General features: G+C 42.0%; 17 protein-coding genes. 11 read left to right on the forward strand and 6 right to left on the reverse strand.

Annotated elements, in window-relative coordinates; genetic code table 11:
• Positions 1-36: 36 nt before the first annotated feature.
• Both ISP07_RS12785 and hmpA read left to right on the forward strand, forming a co-directional pair.
• The gene (locus ISP07_RS12785; protein WP_209327847.1) at positions 37-1,269 is read left to right on the forward strand and encodes an NnrS family protein; all 1,233 of its coding nucleotides are present in this window, start codon (positions 37-39) and stop codon (positions 1,267-1,269) included.
• A 20-nt stretch (positions 1,270-1,289) separates the two neighbouring features.
• Positions 1,290-2,453: an NO-inducible flavohemoprotein gene (gene hmpA, locus ISP07_RS12790; RefSeq protein WP_209327848.1), complete on the forward strand. Its 1,164-nt coding sequence runs from the start codon at positions 1,290-1,292 to the stop codon at positions 2,451-2,453.
• Positions 2,454-2,486: 33 nt separating this feature from the next.
• On the opposite strand, the gene ISP07_RS12795 is transcribed toward hmpA, so the two are convergent.
• The 3 genes from ISP07_RS12795 to ISP07_RS12805 all read right to left on the reverse strand — a co-directional run bounded on the left by ISP07_RS12795 (position 2,487) and on the right by ISP07_RS12805 (position 5,209).
• The gene (locus tag ISP07_RS12795; RefSeq protein WP_209327849.1) at positions 2,487-2,861 is read right to left on the reverse strand and encodes a hypothetical protein; all 375 of its coding nucleotides are present in this window, start codon (positions 2,859-2,861) and stop codon (positions 2,487-2,489) included.
• Positions 2,854-4,485, reverse strand: a complete 1,632-nt coding sequence (locus tag ISP07_RS12800) for a S41 family peptidase (protein WP_209327850.1) — start codon at positions 4,483-4,485, stop codon at positions 2,854-2,856. The genes ISP07_RS12795 and ISP07_RS12800 overlap by 8 nt, the downstream gene beginning before the upstream one ends.
• Before the next feature lie 64 nt (positions 4,486-4,549).
• On the reverse strand, positions 4,550-5,209 hold the full coding sequence (locus ISP07_RS12805; protein ID WP_209327884.1) for an endonuclease: 660 nt from the start codon (positions 5,207-5,209) through the stop codon (positions 4,550-4,552).
• 110 nt (positions 5,210-5,319) lie between these two features.
• Here ISP07_RS12805 and ISP07_RS12810 point away from each other — a divergent pair, with 110 nt between their 5' ends.
• Positions 5,320-5,673, forward strand: coding sequence for a VOC family protein (locus ISP07_RS12810; RefSeq protein ID WP_209327851.1), 354 nt, complete (start codon positions 5,320-5,322; stop codon positions 5,671-5,673).
• On the opposite strand, the gene ISP07_RS12815 is transcribed toward ISP07_RS12810, so the two are convergent.
• A complete protein-coding gene (locus ISP07_RS12815; RefSeq protein WP_209327852.1) occupies positions 5,648-6,373 on the reverse strand; it encodes a hypothetical protein in 726 nt (241 codons plus the stop codon). The genes ISP07_RS12810 and ISP07_RS12815 overlap by 26 nt on opposite strands.
• A 158-nt stretch (positions 6,374-6,531) precedes the next feature.
• Between ISP07_RS12815 and ISP07_RS12820 the strand changes: the two genes are divergently transcribed.
• On the forward strand, positions 6,532-6,912 hold the full coding sequence (locus ISP07_RS12820; RefSeq protein WP_054554459.1) for a hypothetical protein: 381 nt from the start codon (positions 6,532-6,534) through the stop codon (positions 6,910-6,912).
• A 7-nt stretch (positions 6,913-6,919) separates the two neighbouring features.
• On the opposite strand, the gene ISP07_RS12825 is transcribed toward ISP07_RS12820, so the two are convergent.
• A complete protein-coding gene (locus ISP07_RS12825; RefSeq protein WP_209327853.1) occupies positions 6,920-7,357 on the reverse strand; it encodes a PaaI family thioesterase in 438 nt (145 codons plus the stop codon).
• A gap of 161 nt (positions 7,358-7,518) precedes the next feature.
• Between ISP07_RS12825 and lexA the strand changes: the two genes are divergently transcribed.
• The 5 genes from lexA to ISP07_RS12850 all read left to right on the forward strand — a co-directional run bounded on the left by lexA (position 7,519) and on the right by ISP07_RS12850 (position 12,754).
• On the forward strand, positions 7,519-8,136 hold the full coding sequence (gene lexA, locus ISP07_RS12830) for a transcriptional repressor LexA (RefSeq protein WP_054554457.1): 618 nt from the start codon (positions 7,519-7,521) through the stop codon (positions 8,134-8,136).
• A 437-nt stretch (positions 8,137-8,573) separates the two neighbouring features.
• The gene (gene coxB / locus ISP07_RS12835) at positions 8,574-9,716 is read left to right on the forward strand and encodes a cytochrome c oxidase subunit II (RefSeq protein WP_054554456.1); all 1,143 of its coding nucleotides are present in this window, start codon (positions 8,574-8,576) and stop codon (positions 9,714-9,716) included.
• Positions 9,716-11,311: a cytochrome c oxidase subunit I gene (gene ctaD, locus ISP07_RS12840; RefSeq protein ID WP_054554455.1), complete on the forward strand. Its 1,596-nt coding sequence runs from the start codon at positions 9,716-9,718 to the stop codon at positions 11,309-11,311. Before coxB ends, ctaD begins: the two co-directional genes overlap by 1 nt.
• Entirely contained in the window at positions 11,311-11,841 is a 531-nt protein-coding gene (locus ISP07_RS12845; RefSeq protein WP_054554454.1) for a cytochrome c oxidase assembly protein, read from the forward strand. The genes ctaD and ISP07_RS12845 overlap by 1 nt, the downstream gene beginning before the upstream one ends.
• A 37-nt stretch (positions 11,842-11,878) precedes the next feature.
• Entirely contained in the window at positions 11,879-12,754 is an 876-nt protein-coding gene (locus ISP07_RS12850) for a cytochrome c oxidase subunit 3 (protein WP_055020536.1), read from the forward strand.
• Here the strand turns inward: ISP07_RS12850 and ISP07_RS20735 are convergent.
• Positions 12,654-12,965 carry a DUF2909 domain-containing protein gene (locus tag ISP07_RS20735; RefSeq protein WP_209327854.1) on the reverse strand — a complete coding sequence of 104 codons (312 nt, stop codon included), beginning with the start codon at positions 12,963-12,965 and terminating at the stop codon, positions 12,654-12,656. The two genes, ISP07_RS12850 and ISP07_RS20735, sit on opposite strands and share 101 nt — an antisense overlap.
• A 14-nt stretch (positions 12,966-12,979) precedes the next feature.
• On the opposite strand from ISP07_RS20735, the gene ISP07_RS12860 reads away from it, so the two are divergent.
• Together ISP07_RS12860 and ISP07_RS12865 are read left to right on the forward strand one after the other, a co-directional pair.
• Entirely contained in the window at positions 12,980-13,729 is a 750-nt protein-coding gene (locus tag ISP07_RS12860) for an SURF1 family protein (protein WP_209327855.1), read from the forward strand.
• Positions 13,710-14,204: a hypothetical protein gene (locus tag ISP07_RS12865; protein ID WP_054554451.1), complete on the forward strand. Its 495-nt coding sequence runs from the start codon at positions 13,710-13,712 to the stop codon at positions 14,202-14,204. The genes ISP07_RS12860 and ISP07_RS12865 overlap by 20 nt, the downstream gene beginning before the upstream one ends.
• The last annotated feature ends 1 nt before the right edge of the window (position 14,205 follow it).

A 14,205-nucleotide genomic window follows, 5' to 3' on the forward strand; every position in this document is an offset into this window, starting at 1 on the left:
TGCAATAGCTGGGGAAATTAAACGCTGAGAGCACGAATGAAAGTCATTAATTTAACTGAACCTATGCCAACTAAGATCAAATTTTATCAACTCAGCCAGTGGCCGTTATGGGCATTAGCATTTCGGCCTTTTTTCTTGGCAGCAGGTGCCTTAGCTGTATTTGCTATGAGTTACTGGTTTTTAATCTTGGCGGGCTATGCACAGTGGCACCTAACAATGCCCGCAACGCTTTGGCATGCTCACGAAATGCTGTTTGGCTTTGCAGGCGTGGTTGCCATGGGTTTTTTGCTAACCGCCGCACAAACATGGACAGGCGTGCCGAGTGTAAGTGGTATTAAGCTTTGTTTGCTTAGCATGATTTGGCTTGCTGCAAGGTTTAGTTTTTTTATTGATATTGCAGGGTTCGAGCAGCTTAACCTTTATATTGTTAGTGCGCTACAACTCGTTTGGTGGCTAGCTGGAATTATTATTCTAGCTGACATGCTGATACAGGCAAAAAGCAGCCATAACTACTTATTTGTTGTCATCGCATCTTTGCTCTGTGCGCTCAATGTGATTTTTTTGAGCTTAGTTGTACTTAATAAAATGTCGCTGGCACTGGGGGTTGTTGATACCGCTGTACTTATCATGACACTGCTAGTTGGTGTTGTGGCTGGGCGAGTTGTGCCATTTTTTACCGCGCGCGGTCTTAACCTAAGTGAGCAAGTTAGAGCCCCCAAGCTCGATAAATTAGTCGTATTTAGCTCATTTTTCGCTATTGCGTGGTTCTTTATGAGTCAGCTATTTTTTAGCGCAATGAGCACCGGTTGGGTTTTTGCTTGGCTTGCTTGTTTACATTCAGCTCGGTGTGTTTTGTGGTGGCATAAAGGCATTCTAAAAGTGCCTTTGCTATGGTCATTACACGTGGCTTATTGGGCTTTATCGGTTGGTTTAATACTCATCGCGCTGAGCTATTTCAGCCCCATTATCTTATTCAAAGATGCGCTTCACCTGATCACTGTTGGCACCATAGGTGTGATGATCATCGCCATGATGGTACGTGTCTCTCATGGTCACACTGGGCGTGCATTACAAGCCCCTGGGTACATTAGTTTTGCATTTATACTCATTGTGATAGCTGCCATTGTACGTTCGTTACTTCCCGTTTATTTAGGTCATCACCTTGCATGGCAGTTAAGTGCGTTGCTGTGGGTTGCTGGCTTTAGCTTATTTTTATTTCATTGTGCGCCCATCTTAGTGAATCGTCGTGTTGATGGTCGCCGCGGTTAACCTCTCTAATAGGAAAAACTATGTTATCTGAAAAAACGATCCAGGTTGTTAAAAGTACTTTGCCTTTGCTTGCACAAGCAGGCCCTCAAGTGACTGAGTATTTTTATGATCGTATGTTTAGCTACAACCCGGAGCTTAAAAATATTTTTAATATGACACATCAGCAATCGGGCTCTCAGCAATTTGCGCTGTTTAATGCCTTAGCTGCCTACGCGGCAAATATTGATAACTTGGCAGTGTTAAAAGGTGCGCTTGCACGCATTAATCATAAACACACCAGTTACCATATTTTGCCTGAGCATTATCCTATTGTTGGTGGACATTTAATTGCGACTTTAAAAGAGTTATTGCCAGAACAATTTACTCCTGAGGTCGAGTATGCATGGCGTGAAGCCTATTCATTATTAGCTGATGTATGTATTAATGAGGAGATGTCGCTTTATCAAAAAACCAAAAAGGCACCGGGTGGTTGGTTCGGTACTCGTACTTTCACTATTACAGAAAAACGTATGGAGTCATCGCAAATTTGTAGTTTTACATTAACGCCTGTCGATACAAAGCCTGTAGTGGCGTATTTACCGGGCCAATATTTAGGGATTAAAGTAACGCCTGCAAACAGTGATTTAACGCAAGTGAGACAATACTCTTTATCGCAGCAAAGTAATGGTCGTAATTACCGAATTAGCGTGAAAAAAGAAGGCTTAGTATCTAACTACCTACATAGCTTAACTGAGGGTGATGAGGTAGAAATTTACCCACCCGCAGGCGACTTTGTGCTTCGCGAAATTGACTCGCCTGTTGTATTGATTTCAGCGGGAGTTGGTCAAACCCCGATGATGGCGATGCTCGAAACACTATTAAGTAATCAACCTAATCAGCCAATTCATTACCTGCATGCTTGCGACAGTGAGACACAGTTTGCCTTTAAAGAGTACTTATTTAAGCAACAGCAAGCGCACGCTTCATTACATTGTGTTACCTGGTTTAAAGATGGCAAGGGGGGCGATTTTGCGGGCTTAATGGATGCAAACCTCATCGCTGACAGCTTACCAATAAGCAAAGGTGACTTTTACCTGTGTGGCCCAATCGCATTTATGGCAATGATAAAAGAGCAACTACTAGGTATTGGGGTTGCAAGTGAACGCATTCATTATGAGGTGTTTGGCCCTCACCAAAGTCTATGATGTAAAAGGCGCAGCTGAAGCTGCGCCTTTTTGTTAGTTAACTTCGCACTCTAAATTGGGAAGTGAAATACGGAGCTCTTTTTTGGGGTAGTAAAGCAGGCATTGCTCACCTGCTTTTTGCAACACAAACTTCTCAGAAGGAATTGAATGGGCACCCATAATTGGCAGGCCATCAGGGCCTTTGTTGGTGCCGTGATCAATCAGTAACTCTGCGCTCTTAGTAAACACATCATCGGCTAAGGTGACCAATGCACCGCCTTTAGCTGATTGAATAGCCTGCTGTAGCTCAGTAATCACTCCCGGGTTTACCCGAACAAGCGTGGCATTTTGCGGTTGCTCCGCTTGAGTACTTTTACAGCCAGCTATGCTTGCCAGTAAGGTGCAGGTTAATAACAGTGCTTTATTCATTATCATCCTCCTTAGCTGGTAGCGGACGGGTTAAATCCATATTATTTTTGAAAAGTGAAGTATTGGCTTTTAGCGAAATACCAGCTTCATCAGCAGCATAAGATGAGGTTGTCGCTTGCTTAGCTGTGACACTTTGCGTTACCACTGGGCAACTATCATTCTCAATATGATAAAGTGCTGCACTTAGTAGTGCTTCATCGCTATCACCAAGTTGATGGGAAAAGTCGTCATCAAGTTCGCAGCCTTTTACATCAGCAGCGAATTGTGGTGAAGGAGTAGGCATTAAGCCATCGGCATATTCACCAAAACCTTTGTAATTAGTACCTGTAAATTGAATAGTATAGTAGGTTGTTGCGCAATTATGCGTAGGCGTAAATCCGTAAGGCTTACCGCAAGTTTTTCCACCTATTAATATCACTTCAGCATTAATACCATTTAAACCATTTATAAATGCTTCAGATGCAGAACAGGTACTCGCAGTGCTAAGCACATAAACTTTAGATAAGTTTAAATCTGGAAGAAGGTCATTTGTTAGCTCAAAGGTTGAATAGTCAACTTCAACGTTGATAAATGGAAATGGGTCGTTAAGAGGTTGTTTATCATTTTCAATGACTTGATAATAATAAAAGTCTTCTGTATTGGCCGGGCCTGCAACCATGTAGGCAAGCTGTGATGAAAGCGCTAATAAACCACCGCTATTGTATCTAAAGTCGATAACAAGCTCATTAATGTTATCTTCTTGAAATTTGTTCATCGCACTTATTAGTTCAGGCTGCGCAATACTAATATGGCTGTTGAACTGCATATAGCCAACTTTTGTTCCGCTATTCGTTATAATTGTGTCTACATTTTGTACAGGTGTTTGCGTTATATTTCCAGCTACTAATGAGAATGTTTTTTCTGTCCCATCATTGCTTTTTACTTTGAAGGTATGAGTATCGCCAGCGGTTGGCCCAAACAAAGCTTCATTCAAAGTGTCGATCCCGGACTCAGTATTTGTATCAATACTTACGCCATTGACTAAGATAACACGATCGCCTCGTTGTAATCCTGCATTGGCAGCTGGAGAGTTATCTTCTAAATAAGCAACTCTTAAGTCACGAGGTGGGGTATTATTAATTAAGGCCCAGTTAATTCCATAACCTGACACCACGCCAGACTGAGATTCTTGAAAAAAATCTTCAGTAGGTTCACTAAAATGGAAGTTATCTTTAAAGGCGCCTGAGTCTGTAGTTTCGAAGGTTTTTAGTTGTTCAAAATAAGCGGCGACTGAGCTGAAGTTATCAGGGTCGTTGTCTTCTATTTCGTTATACCAAAGATAGGTTTCGTCACTCCATGAACGTAGCCACATCTTCTCAGTAAACTCAGAGCCTGCTGTATCTGGGTAAGGTTGATTATCGTTATATGGATCATTGCCAGTTCGCGGTACAGCGCATTGATCTTTAAATTCGCTTGATGGCTCAAAGACACCAGCCGTCCAAGTGGGGTCGCTGCTTGTTGGTGGCGGAGTTGTTGTGTTGTTGTTATTGGTAGAGGAGCTTCCGCTACCGCCACCACAGCCAGATAAAGACACGCTTGAGACAGCTAAAAATATCGCAAAAGCGAGTTTATTTTTGGTAATCATAAGTGCTTCCATTCTAATAGTCATCGCTTTAAAGTTAACAATTACTTTACATGAAAGCAATATATTATAGCGCCTTACGATTGCTCATTTCAGCTATTTCAAGCTTTTGCCACGATTCAAATAACTTACGTTGTTTGTCAGATATTTTTAAGCCATAGGTTTTTTGCATATAAAAATAGGTATCGGCTATTTGCTTTCTTGCATAAATGGGTGGCTCAAATACGCGTTGCTTAAAGTCAACTTTTACAGGGCATGCTCCGTAACTTGCACTTGATGTTGACACCATGCCATAGCGAAAGTTTGAGCGGTCAGCATTGATCTCGCCTATAGCAGGTGCAAGGTTATTAATGTCGGCTTCCATTTGACGAAACTTTTCACTGACCTTTTTACAGTTTTTGCGACCGCCATCCTGCCAGCATTGTAATTGATGGCCAAACTCCCAGGCAGGCACAATGTGCTCCCACTCTATTCTTTTTGCGCGAGCATTCTCTTTTCCAGAGCGGGTGACAGAGTTTCTAGGAATATAACCACAAGCATCAGGATCTGGCACAAGTTTTTTACCTTGGCGCTTGATATCGCAACCACAATATAAGCTTTTACTATTGCTTGGTAGATTCTTAATTAAATGCTTTTTGGCACTGTAAAAGCTCGAAAACTCTTTAGCGGATATAGGAGAAGTGAAAATAAAACAAAGGGCTAAGTATAGGAATAAACGCATATCCATCACATCAGTGAACTACAGGAACAGCTATTCTAGAACGACTATTCTAAAAAGGAAAAGTTTTTCAACTCAGCTATAGTTGTTAGGCCGTTTTTATTAAAGGAATTACAACCATGTTATTAGGTGCTTTTTCTGTAAGTCTAAATGTAAAAGATATTCGTGCTTCAAAGCAGTTTTATGAAAAGCTAGGTTTCAAAGAGTTTGCTAGGGAGATAGAACAGCATTGGCTAATTATGAAAAACGGTGAACATTTGATTGGTTTGTTTCAAGGTATGTTTGATAAAACCATGCTGACCTTTAACCCTGGGTGGGATCAAAATGCCGAAGCTTTGGATGAATTTGCAACCTTTGAGCAATTAGCTGCACATTTTCAGCAACAAGAATTAGAAATACAAAAGGTCGGTGATGCGAGTTTTATTATCACCGACCCAGATGGCAATCCTATTTTGATTGACCAGCACGTGTAGCCGGTTTTTTACGTTTAATTCGAACGTTTTGTAATAACAAAATAATTCCCGTGATACAAAACAGTACGCTGGTGGCTGAGAAGCTGATGAGTAGTGGATTGTTAAAGTTTTCACGCTCATCATAATCCATAATGTGCAGCATCCAGAAAAAGTCGAAAACCCGCCACAGATTGCTGCGCACAGTAATAACTTTACCGGTTTGACTATCTAAATATAAAGTAGTTGTTCGCCAATCATCAAAGCTTACTTGCCAAACATTGGCTTTGTGACCGACTTCTCTAGGCCCTTTTGTTAATAACTGCGCTTGCGTTATTTTTGCCTCAATAAGCAGGTGAGCTTGCGCATTTTCAGTGATTTGCGCTTTACTCGGTACAGGCATTTTAGCACCTGTTCTGCCATCAAAAGTAAACGTACCGCTAGAGGTTGTGACTTCTATAGTCGGGGTATCTAGAAAGTGGCTATATTTAATACCTTCGATTTGCTCAAATTGCGCTGTTATTTTATCAATTGAAGTTGGGTAGTCCGACAATAAAAATGGGCTACTTAAACTGCGATTAGCCAGATGCTTACCATGTACTTTTTCAAGTGGTAATGAACTCATTACCAGCCCACCTAAGAGCCAAAAGAAGATCTGTACAGCAAGCAAGTAGCCAAGCCATTTATGCCCTTTGCGAGCATATTTGAAGGTGCGTTTATTCATTACTACCCCGTTATTATTGTTCTGTGGGCGCTATTTTAGGTTGTTTAGCTAGATTGCCAATGCGGCATAATGTCGCATTAACTGTATTCTAGATTTGGTATATATACAAAACTGAGTTAAAGTTTCAGTCGATATCAATAGAGGGTAAAAACGAGAGTATGTCGGAAATTCAATTTTTAAATGTAGATCTGGAGCTTGAATCAAAGCACGATATTAGTGCGCTTGTTGCTGATTTGAAGAAAAACGCCATGGTTTTACATTATGACCAAGATGAATACCGCCAACTAGCACGTATTGAAGCAACCGCAGATATCAGCTCTCCAGATAAAGCGATTAACCAGCTTTGCGAGCTTATTGAGTCTTGCTCGCGCAATGCATTAAAACAGTGGTTATCGTGTTCAAAGCGTACATTTGATATAGGCTTTGAATCAGGTAATTCGCCTAAATGCTTTAACCAACCCCTGCATGCCGATACTTTGTTACGTATCTCAGCAATTGGCGCAGGGATTGAAATTACTATTTATCCTGTTGAAAAATAGTCTTAGTTTAGCGCTCTACAACGGCTGCGGTCATTCTTGATACGCAGCACAGCTCTCCTGCGGCATTGGTAATTTTAATATCCCAAACAGAAGTTCGCTTACCTAAATGCAGCGGCCTAGCGGTTGCTGTTAACGTTCCTTTACGTGATGCTTTAATATGGTTGGCATTAATTTCTTGGCCAACAGCATAAAACTTACTGAAATCAACCACAAAGTTGGCTGCATAGCTTGCTACTGTCTCTGCTAATACAACGTTTGCTCCGCCATGGACCATACCCATAGGGTTGTGATGTTCAGGAATAGCAGGCATGGTCGCTACTAAGTAGTCATCACCAATTTCAGTTACCTCAATGCCCATGGTTTTCATTAAAGTGCCTTGCCCTGTTATTCCATTTTCAAAGCCTTTGCATTGCTCTAGTGTAATTGGGTGGTGCCAAATACTCATTGTGTTTCCTTAGCCTGCTAGTTAAAGCTATTACCTTATGGCATCTTTCGATGTGGTTCAATGTTAGTTTTGTAGCAATATGATGAGGTTAATTTAAATTTGCGATTTTCAAATAACTGTATATACTCACAGTTAAATGTACTGTATGGAAAACCAGTTGTATGCGCCCATTAACGAAACGCCAATCGCAAATTTTAGAACTAATTAAAGTCTTTATTAAAGATACTGGCATGCCTCCTACGCGTGCTGAAATAGCTCAAACATTAGGTTTTAAAAGTGCCAACGCTGCTGAAGAACACCTAAAAGCACTGGCTAAAAAAGGCATGATCAAAATGAAGCCTGGGGCGAGTCGCGGTATTCAGTTAATTGAAGAAGATGAGCCAGAGCAACTAGGCTTACCTTTAATTGGCCGTGTTGCAGCTGGTGAACCTATTTTGGCGCAAGAGCATGTTGAAAGTCACTGCCAAGTTGATCCTTCATTATTTAAACCTGCAGCCGATTTCTTACTGCGTGTAAATGGCATGAGTATGAAAGACATTGGTATTATGGATGGCGATTTGCTTGCAGTACATAGAACACAAGTTGCTGAAAATGGGCAAGTAGTTGTAGCTCGAGTCGATGAAGATGTAACAGTTAAGCGCCTAGAAAAGGCAGGTCGCAAAGTGCTTTTACATGCTGAGAACGAAGAGTTTTCGCCTATTGAGGTTGACCTTGAGCATGAGTCGTTCAACATCGAGGGGTTAGCTGTTGGGGTTATTCGTAACGCTGATTGGATGTAAACGTTCCCAATTTGGTGCATCAAATTGACTCAATTTGGTGCGCCACTGAAATTTTACTACTTAATTAGGATTTGTGAATCCTTACTCTTCATTTAAAGCCTTATATGGCGCAGTTTTCCTCTCTTTTTATATTTCGTTTTTACTCCTAAACATTAAATAACGCGCTGATTATAGTTGTTATTTCTGCACCAAAATAAACATTTATTATCATTAAAACTTGCTTATTGGTCATTTTTTAACTAATTGGTTAATACACTGTATTAACACCTAATTAATAAAAAGACACAAAAATGTGCGAGGTGTTAGACAGGGGGTCGGTATCATAAGTGGGTCAAAATGATACGTAGTCGCTCTGAACAATAAGAAAAACGAATGGGCACCTTGTTGTATCGCCTTTTCGCTTTGCGTCTTGCAATAGCATCTAAAGGAGCCGTCACATGGGTAAACTGCGTTACGCCTTGTGGCTTATATTGGTTGCACTTCCTGAACTTGCATTGGCGAACAGCCAATACAATATGCGTAAAGGGGTGACCGATATAAGTAATAATGTTTATGAGTTACACATGACGATATTTATTATCTGCTGTGTAATCGGCATCATCGTATTTGCGGTGATGTTTTGGGCTTTAATACACCACCGTAAATCCAAAGGGGCCAAGCCTGCCCAATTTCATGAAAGTACAAAAGTTGAAATACTTTGGACTGCCATTCCATTTGTCATCTTAATCGCCATGGCTGTGCCTGCCACAAAAACCTTAATTGCCATGGAAGATGCCTCTAAAGCCGATATCACCATTAAAGTGACCGGCTCACAGTGGAAGTGGCATTACGAGTACATGGGCGAAGACATTGCTTATTACTCGATTCTATCTACTCCTAAAGACCAAATAGACAACCAAGCAGAGAAAACTGAGCATTATTTGCTTGAAGTAGATAAACCGCTAGTACTTCCTATCAATAAGAAAGTTCGCTTTTTAATGACCTCAGACGATGTAATTCATTCATGGTGGGTGCCTGATTTTGCGGTTAAAAAGGATGCAAATCCTGGGTTTATTAATGAAGCGTGGACACGTATTAACGAACCCGGAGTATACCGTGGTCAATGTGCTGAGTTATGCGGTAAAGATCATGGCTTTATGCCTGTTGTGGTGAAAGCCTTACCTGAAGATGAATTTGCTAATTGGCTTGCAGATGCCAAGCAAGAAAAAGCCAATGCGGCCGCAGCAGATGCTGCTTTGCTTGATCAAACATTACCGAAAGAAGAGCTTATGGTCTTAGGTGAGCAAGTGTATATGGCAAGCTGTGCTGCATGTCACCAACCTACCGGTATGGGCCTACCTGGCGTATTTCCAGCACTTAAAGGCAGCCCGATTGTATTAGGTGATGTAAAAGATCACATAGACATTGTGTTACACGGTAAGCCTGGTACAGCAATGCAAGCGTTTGATAAACAGCTTTCAATTAAGCAACTTGCTGCGGTTATTACTTATAAGCGAAACGCGTGGGGTAATGATACCGGCGATGTTATCCAACCGAGTCAAATTCAAGCCGCGATTGATGCAGCAGCGGAGGCGAACTAATGAGTAATGTTATTAACGAGCAAGCAACAGGGCATGCGCATCACGACCATCATCACCCAGCTAAAGGTTTTAAGCGTTGGCTTTACACCACCAATCATAAAGACATCGGGAGTTTATACCTGATTTTTTCACTCACCATGTTTTTAATTGGCGGAGCAATGGCAATGGTGATCCGCGCTGAACTGTTTCAGCCTGGATTACAGTTAGTCGATCCGCACTTTTTTAATCAAATGACTACCGTACATGGCTTGATCATGGTGTTTGGTGCCGTTATGCCCGCGTTCACTGGGCTTGCAAACTGGATGGTACCTATGATGATAGGCGCACCAGATATGGCCTTACCACGTATGAATAACTGGAGCTTTTGGATATTGCCGTTCGCATTTTTAATCCTGTTGGCTTCGTTACTCATGCCTGGTGGTGGTCCTGCGTTTGGTTGGACTTTCTACGCACCACTATCAACAACTTACAGCAACGATAACACTGCACTTTTTGTGTTTGCCGTACATATCATGGGTATCAGCTCAATTATGGGGGCGATTAACGTTATCGTGACCATCGTCAACTTAAGAGCACCAGGTATGACGTGGATGAAGCTACCGCTATTTGTTTGGACATGGTTAATCACTGCATTTTTGTTAATTGCTGTTATGCCTGTTCTAGCAGGGGCGGTCACTATGGTGTTGACCGATAAATACTTTGCAACCAGCTTTTTTGATGCAGCCGGAGGGGGCGACCCTGTGATGTTCCAGCACATTTTCTGGTTCTTCGGTCACCCTGAAGTGTACATCATGATTTTACCAGCCTTTGGCATTATATCGACTATCGTACCTACCTTCTCGCGCAAAAAGCTATTTGGCTATGCGTCTATGGTGTATGCAACTTCATCGATTGCGCTGCTAAGTTTTATCGTTTGGGCACATCATATGTTTACCACAGGGATGCCTGTAGCAGGCGAGTTGTTTTTCATGTACGCCACCATGCTCATTTCGGTACCAACGGGCGTTAAAGTGTTTAACTGGGTAGCCACCATGTGGCGCGGTTCAATTAGCTTCGAAATTCCGATGATGTTTGCCATCGCCTTTATTGTGTTATTCACCTTAGGTGGTTTCTCTGGCTTGATGCTTGCGATTACACCGGCAGATTTTCAGTATCACGATACCTATTTTGTGGTGGCTCATTTCCATTATGTGCTTGTGACAGGAGCTGTGTTCTCAATTATGGCGGGGGCCTACTACTGGTTACCGAAATGGACTGGCAACATGTACAACGAAACGCTGGCGAAATGGCATTTTTGGTTATCGCTAATCAGTGTCAACGTGTTGTTCTTCCCTATGCACTTTGTTGGCCTTGCCGGTATGCCGCGTCGTATTCCTGACTATGCACTGCAATTCGCTGACTTTAACGCCATTATCAGTATTGGTGGTTTTGCATTTGGCTTATCGCAACTGTTGTTTGTGTTGGTGGTATTTAAATGTGCCAGAGGGGGCGAAAAAGCACCTGCCAAAGTATGGGATGGAGCTGAAGGTTTAGAGTGGGAAGTCGATTCTCCAGCACCTTATCATACTTTTGAAACACCGCCGGAGATTAAGTAATGAACCATGCACCTTTGCTAAAAAAACTGCTGATTACATGCTTGCTCATGTTTGCTTTTGCTTTTGCAATGGTGCCGCTTTACGACGTGTTTTGCGACGTTACAGGGTTGAATGGTAAGCCATCATTAGAAAAAGCGAGCGCGAGTGAATCAATAAATACACAGCGTCAAGTTGATGTCAGCTTTACCACTCACGCTCAAAGCGGCGCGCCATTTAAGGTGCAGTCTGAGCAATACAGTGTGGCAGTACAACCTGGTGCCATGCGTGAAGTTAAATTCTCAGCGAAAAACACCAGTAATGAAGACAAAGTCATGCAAGCAATTCCATCAGTATCACCGGGTAAAGCAGCAAAGTACTTACATAAAATCGCCTGTTTTTGCTTTGATCAGCAGCCAATGAAAGCCGGTGAAGAAATGGAGTTTACCTTGTTGTTTTATGTTGATACTGAGTTACCCGACGATGTTGAGGAACTGACGTTGTCGTATACCGTGTTTGATATTAGCGGGCATGTTGTGGCTAAAAACGATTAAAAGCCGCCAAGCTAATTGCTAATTGGGAGCAAACAAAATGAATCAAAATTATGAAAAATACTATGTTCCAGCCGAGAGTCCTTGGCCAATAGTTGGTGCCATCGCGATGTTTTTAATTGCTGTTGGTGCTGGTTTAACTGTGATGCAAGTAAGTGGTGAGGGCAGTAGTGGCCAGTATGTGTTGTATCTAGGCATTGCCATATTAGTTTATATGGTTTTTAGCTGGTTTAGAAACGTTATTGAAGAGTCTCATAAAGGGCTTTACTCAGCACAAATGGACCGCTCCTTCAGACAAGGTATGAGCTGGTTCATATTCTCTGAGGTTATGTTCTTTATGGCGTTTTTTGGCGCTCTCTTTTACGCACGTATGATTTCGGTGCCTTGGCTCGGTGGCGCTGGTAATAACGCTATGACCAATGAAGTGCTCTGGCCAACCTTTGAAGCCGTATGGCCGCTATTAACTACGCCAGCGGGCGAGACCACACAAGCTATGGGCTGGCAAGGTCTACCATTGATCAACACGCTTATTCTGCTTACCTCGTCGGTCACAATTCACTTTGCTCATGTTGCTATTGAAAACAATAAGCGCGGCGCCCTGAAGGTGTTTTTATCTTTAACCGTGCTATTAGGTGTGATTTTCCTTGGCTTACAAGTTTATGAGTATATGCATGCTTATCAAGATCTAGGTTTGACCTTAGATGCGGGCGTTTATGGGAATACCTTTTTCTTGTTAACGGGCTTTCACGGTATGCACGTGACACTTGGAACCATTATTTTATTTGTAGTGCTACTAAGAATTTTTAAAGGCCACTTCACGAGTGAAAAGCACTTTGCCTTTCAAGCAGCTGCTTGGTATTGGCACTTTGTTGATGTGGTGTGGTTGTGTTTATTTGTATTTGTGTACGTGCTGTAGCTTTGTGAAGCGGCGACGGGTTGGTGTGAATAAAGCCTAATTTCATTGCGGCAATGATGAGCACCAGCACAATACCTGAAAACAGCACTCGACGACCTAAGTAATGCGACATGGGTTTCGAGTGCTCTTTTGCTGACATCATCACAAACAGCGCTCTAAACAGGTTGAACAGAATATAAAGTAATAACAAAACAATAATGACTTTAATCATATTAGGTATTCCAAATGCAGTTAATTTTATGGCGCAAACAAAAGCTTAGCTCAATTATCGCAATTTGCGTTGTGATACTTGCAGTGCTTATTTGTTTACGACTCAGCGTTTGGCAATACCAGCGAGGCGAGCAAAAACAGCAGCAACTAAGCCAGTTAGCCGTTTCGAAAGAGCAAGGAGTTTTGAATTGGCAAGAGCTGCAAAATTTACCTAAAGAGCTGAACAAAACGGGCATGCAAGTCAAAGTCTCTGGCGAGGTAAATAAACAACAGTACTGGCTGCTTGATAATCAAATTTATCAGGGGCAAGTGGGCTATGACTTACTAGTAGCGATGACAATTACCGGTGAAACCGCGCCTTTAATCGTTAACTTTGGTTGGCTAAAAGCTCCAACAAACCGTAGCCAGTTGCCAACCGTTGTGTGGCCAGAATCAACAAGCTTTACGGCTACTGTGCAATTGAAACAAGGCAACTTACAAGGCTTCACACTTGCCGATGAGATTGGTGCAGAGCAAGGCTGGCCTAAGCGTATTCAAGGCATTGACTTAGCAATTTTTAGTGCTCAATTAGCAAAGCCCTTACAAGACTTTATTGGTTATCGTAATGAAGCAGATGGTATTGCAACCCCGCATTACCAGAGTGTCGTGATGGGGCCAGATAAACATTACGCCTATGCCGTGCAGTGGTTATTAATCGGCTTAGCGTGTGTTGTTATTGCTTATTTTGCGATGAGAAGGAGAGGTTATGAAAATAAACCCGCTTAGTTTATTCGTTTTATGCTGTTTTGTGCCGTTGGCACTTGCATATGCAGCATTAAAGCTTGAGTGGTTACCGAGTGGTTCGAGTAATCATGGTGAGCTTTTAAGTGAAGAAGTGAAGCTAGTTGATTGGCAACAAGGCGAACCTAAACAATGGACTATTGCGCTTAATTATCCAAAAGAGTGCACTGATGTTTGTGCAAGCCAATTAGCCAGTCTAGATAACCTATATGTCGCTTTAGGTAAAAATCAGCAAAAAGTGGATGTGGCGGTACTGACAAATCAACAGCAGGTATCGGCAAATTGGCGTCAATTAGCAGTAAGTCCTGCACTTAAAGCGGGAGACCTATATTTAGTTGATCACATGGGCTTAGTAGTTTTGCATTACCCCTACACGGCTGAGCCAGAACAAAACAGACTGATTCAAAAAGGCTTACTTAAAGACTTAAAGAAACTACTTAACTATGCGCGTTCAAGTTAAA

This window comes from Pseudoalteromonas sp. PA2MD11, from assembly GCF_017808125.1.
In the GTDB taxonomy this organism is placed as follows: Bacteria; Pseudomonadota; Gammaproteobacteria; order Enterobacterales; family Alteromonadaceae; genus Pseudoalteromonas; species Pseudoalteromonas simplex.

Bases quoted from the DNA above. Each gene is read 5' to 3' on its own strand.
- ISP07_RS12785 (WP_209327847.1), top strand. From the start codon at position 37: ATGAAAGTCATTAATTTAACTGAACCTATGCCAACTAAGATCAAATTT.
- hmpA (WP_209327848.1), top strand. From the start codon at position 1,290: ATGTTATCTGAAAAAACGATCCAGGTTGTTAAAAGTACTTTGCCTTTG.
- ISP07_RS12795 (WP_209327849.1), bottom strand. From the start codon at position 2,861: ATGAATAAAGCACTGTTATTAACCTGCACCTTACTGGCAAGCATAGCT.
- ISP07_RS12800 (WP_209327850.1), bottom strand. From the start codon at position 4,485: ATGATTACCAAAAATAAACTCGCTTTTGCGATATTTTTAGCTGTCTCA.
- ISP07_RS12805 (WP_209327884.1), bottom strand. From the start codon at position 5,209: ATGGATATGCGTTTATTCCTATACTTAGCCCTTTGTTTTATTTTCACT.
- ISP07_RS12810 (WP_209327851.1), top strand. From the start codon at position 5,320: ATGTTATTAGGTGCTTTTTCTGTAAGTCTAAATGTAAAAGATATTCGT.
- ISP07_RS12815 (WP_209327852.1), bottom strand. From the start codon at position 6,373: ATGAATAAACGCACCTTCAAATATGCTCGCAAAGGGCATAAATGGCTT.
- ISP07_RS12820 (WP_054554459.1), top strand. From the start codon at position 6,532: ATGTCGGAAATTCAATTTTTAAATGTAGATCTGGAGCTTGAATCAAAG.
- ISP07_RS12825 (WP_209327853.1), bottom strand. From the start codon at position 7,357: ATGAGTATTTGGCACCACCCAATTACACTAGAGCAATGCAAAGGCTTT.
- lexA (WP_054554457.1), top strand. From the start codon at position 7,519: ATGCGCCCATTAACGAAACGCCAATCGCAAATTTTAGAACTAATTAAA.
- coxB (WP_054554456.1), top strand. From the start codon at position 8,574: ATGGGTAAACTGCGTTACGCCTTGTGGCTTATATTGGTTGCACTTCCT.
- ctaD (WP_054554455.1), top strand. From the start codon at position 9,716: ATGAGTAATGTTATTAACGAGCAAGCAACAGGGCATGCGCATCACGAC.
- ISP07_RS12845 (WP_054554454.1), top strand. From the start codon at position 11,311: ATGAACCATGCACCTTTGCTAAAAAAACTGCTGATTACATGCTTGCTC.
- ISP07_RS12850 (WP_055020536.1), top strand. From the start codon at position 11,879: ATGAATCAAAATTATGAAAAATACTATGTTCCAGCCGAGAGTCCTTGG.
- ISP07_RS20735 (WP_209327854.1), bottom strand. From the start codon at position 12,965: ATGATTAAAGTCATTATTGTTTTGTTATTACTTTATATTCTGTTCAAC.
- ISP07_RS12860 (WP_209327855.1), top strand. From the start codon at position 12,980: ATGCAGTTAATTTTATGGCGCAAACAAAAGCTTAGCTCAATTATCGCA.
- ISP07_RS12865 (WP_054554451.1), top strand. From the start codon at position 13,710: ATGAAAATAAACCCGCTTAGTTTATTCGTTTTATGCTGTTTTGTGCCG.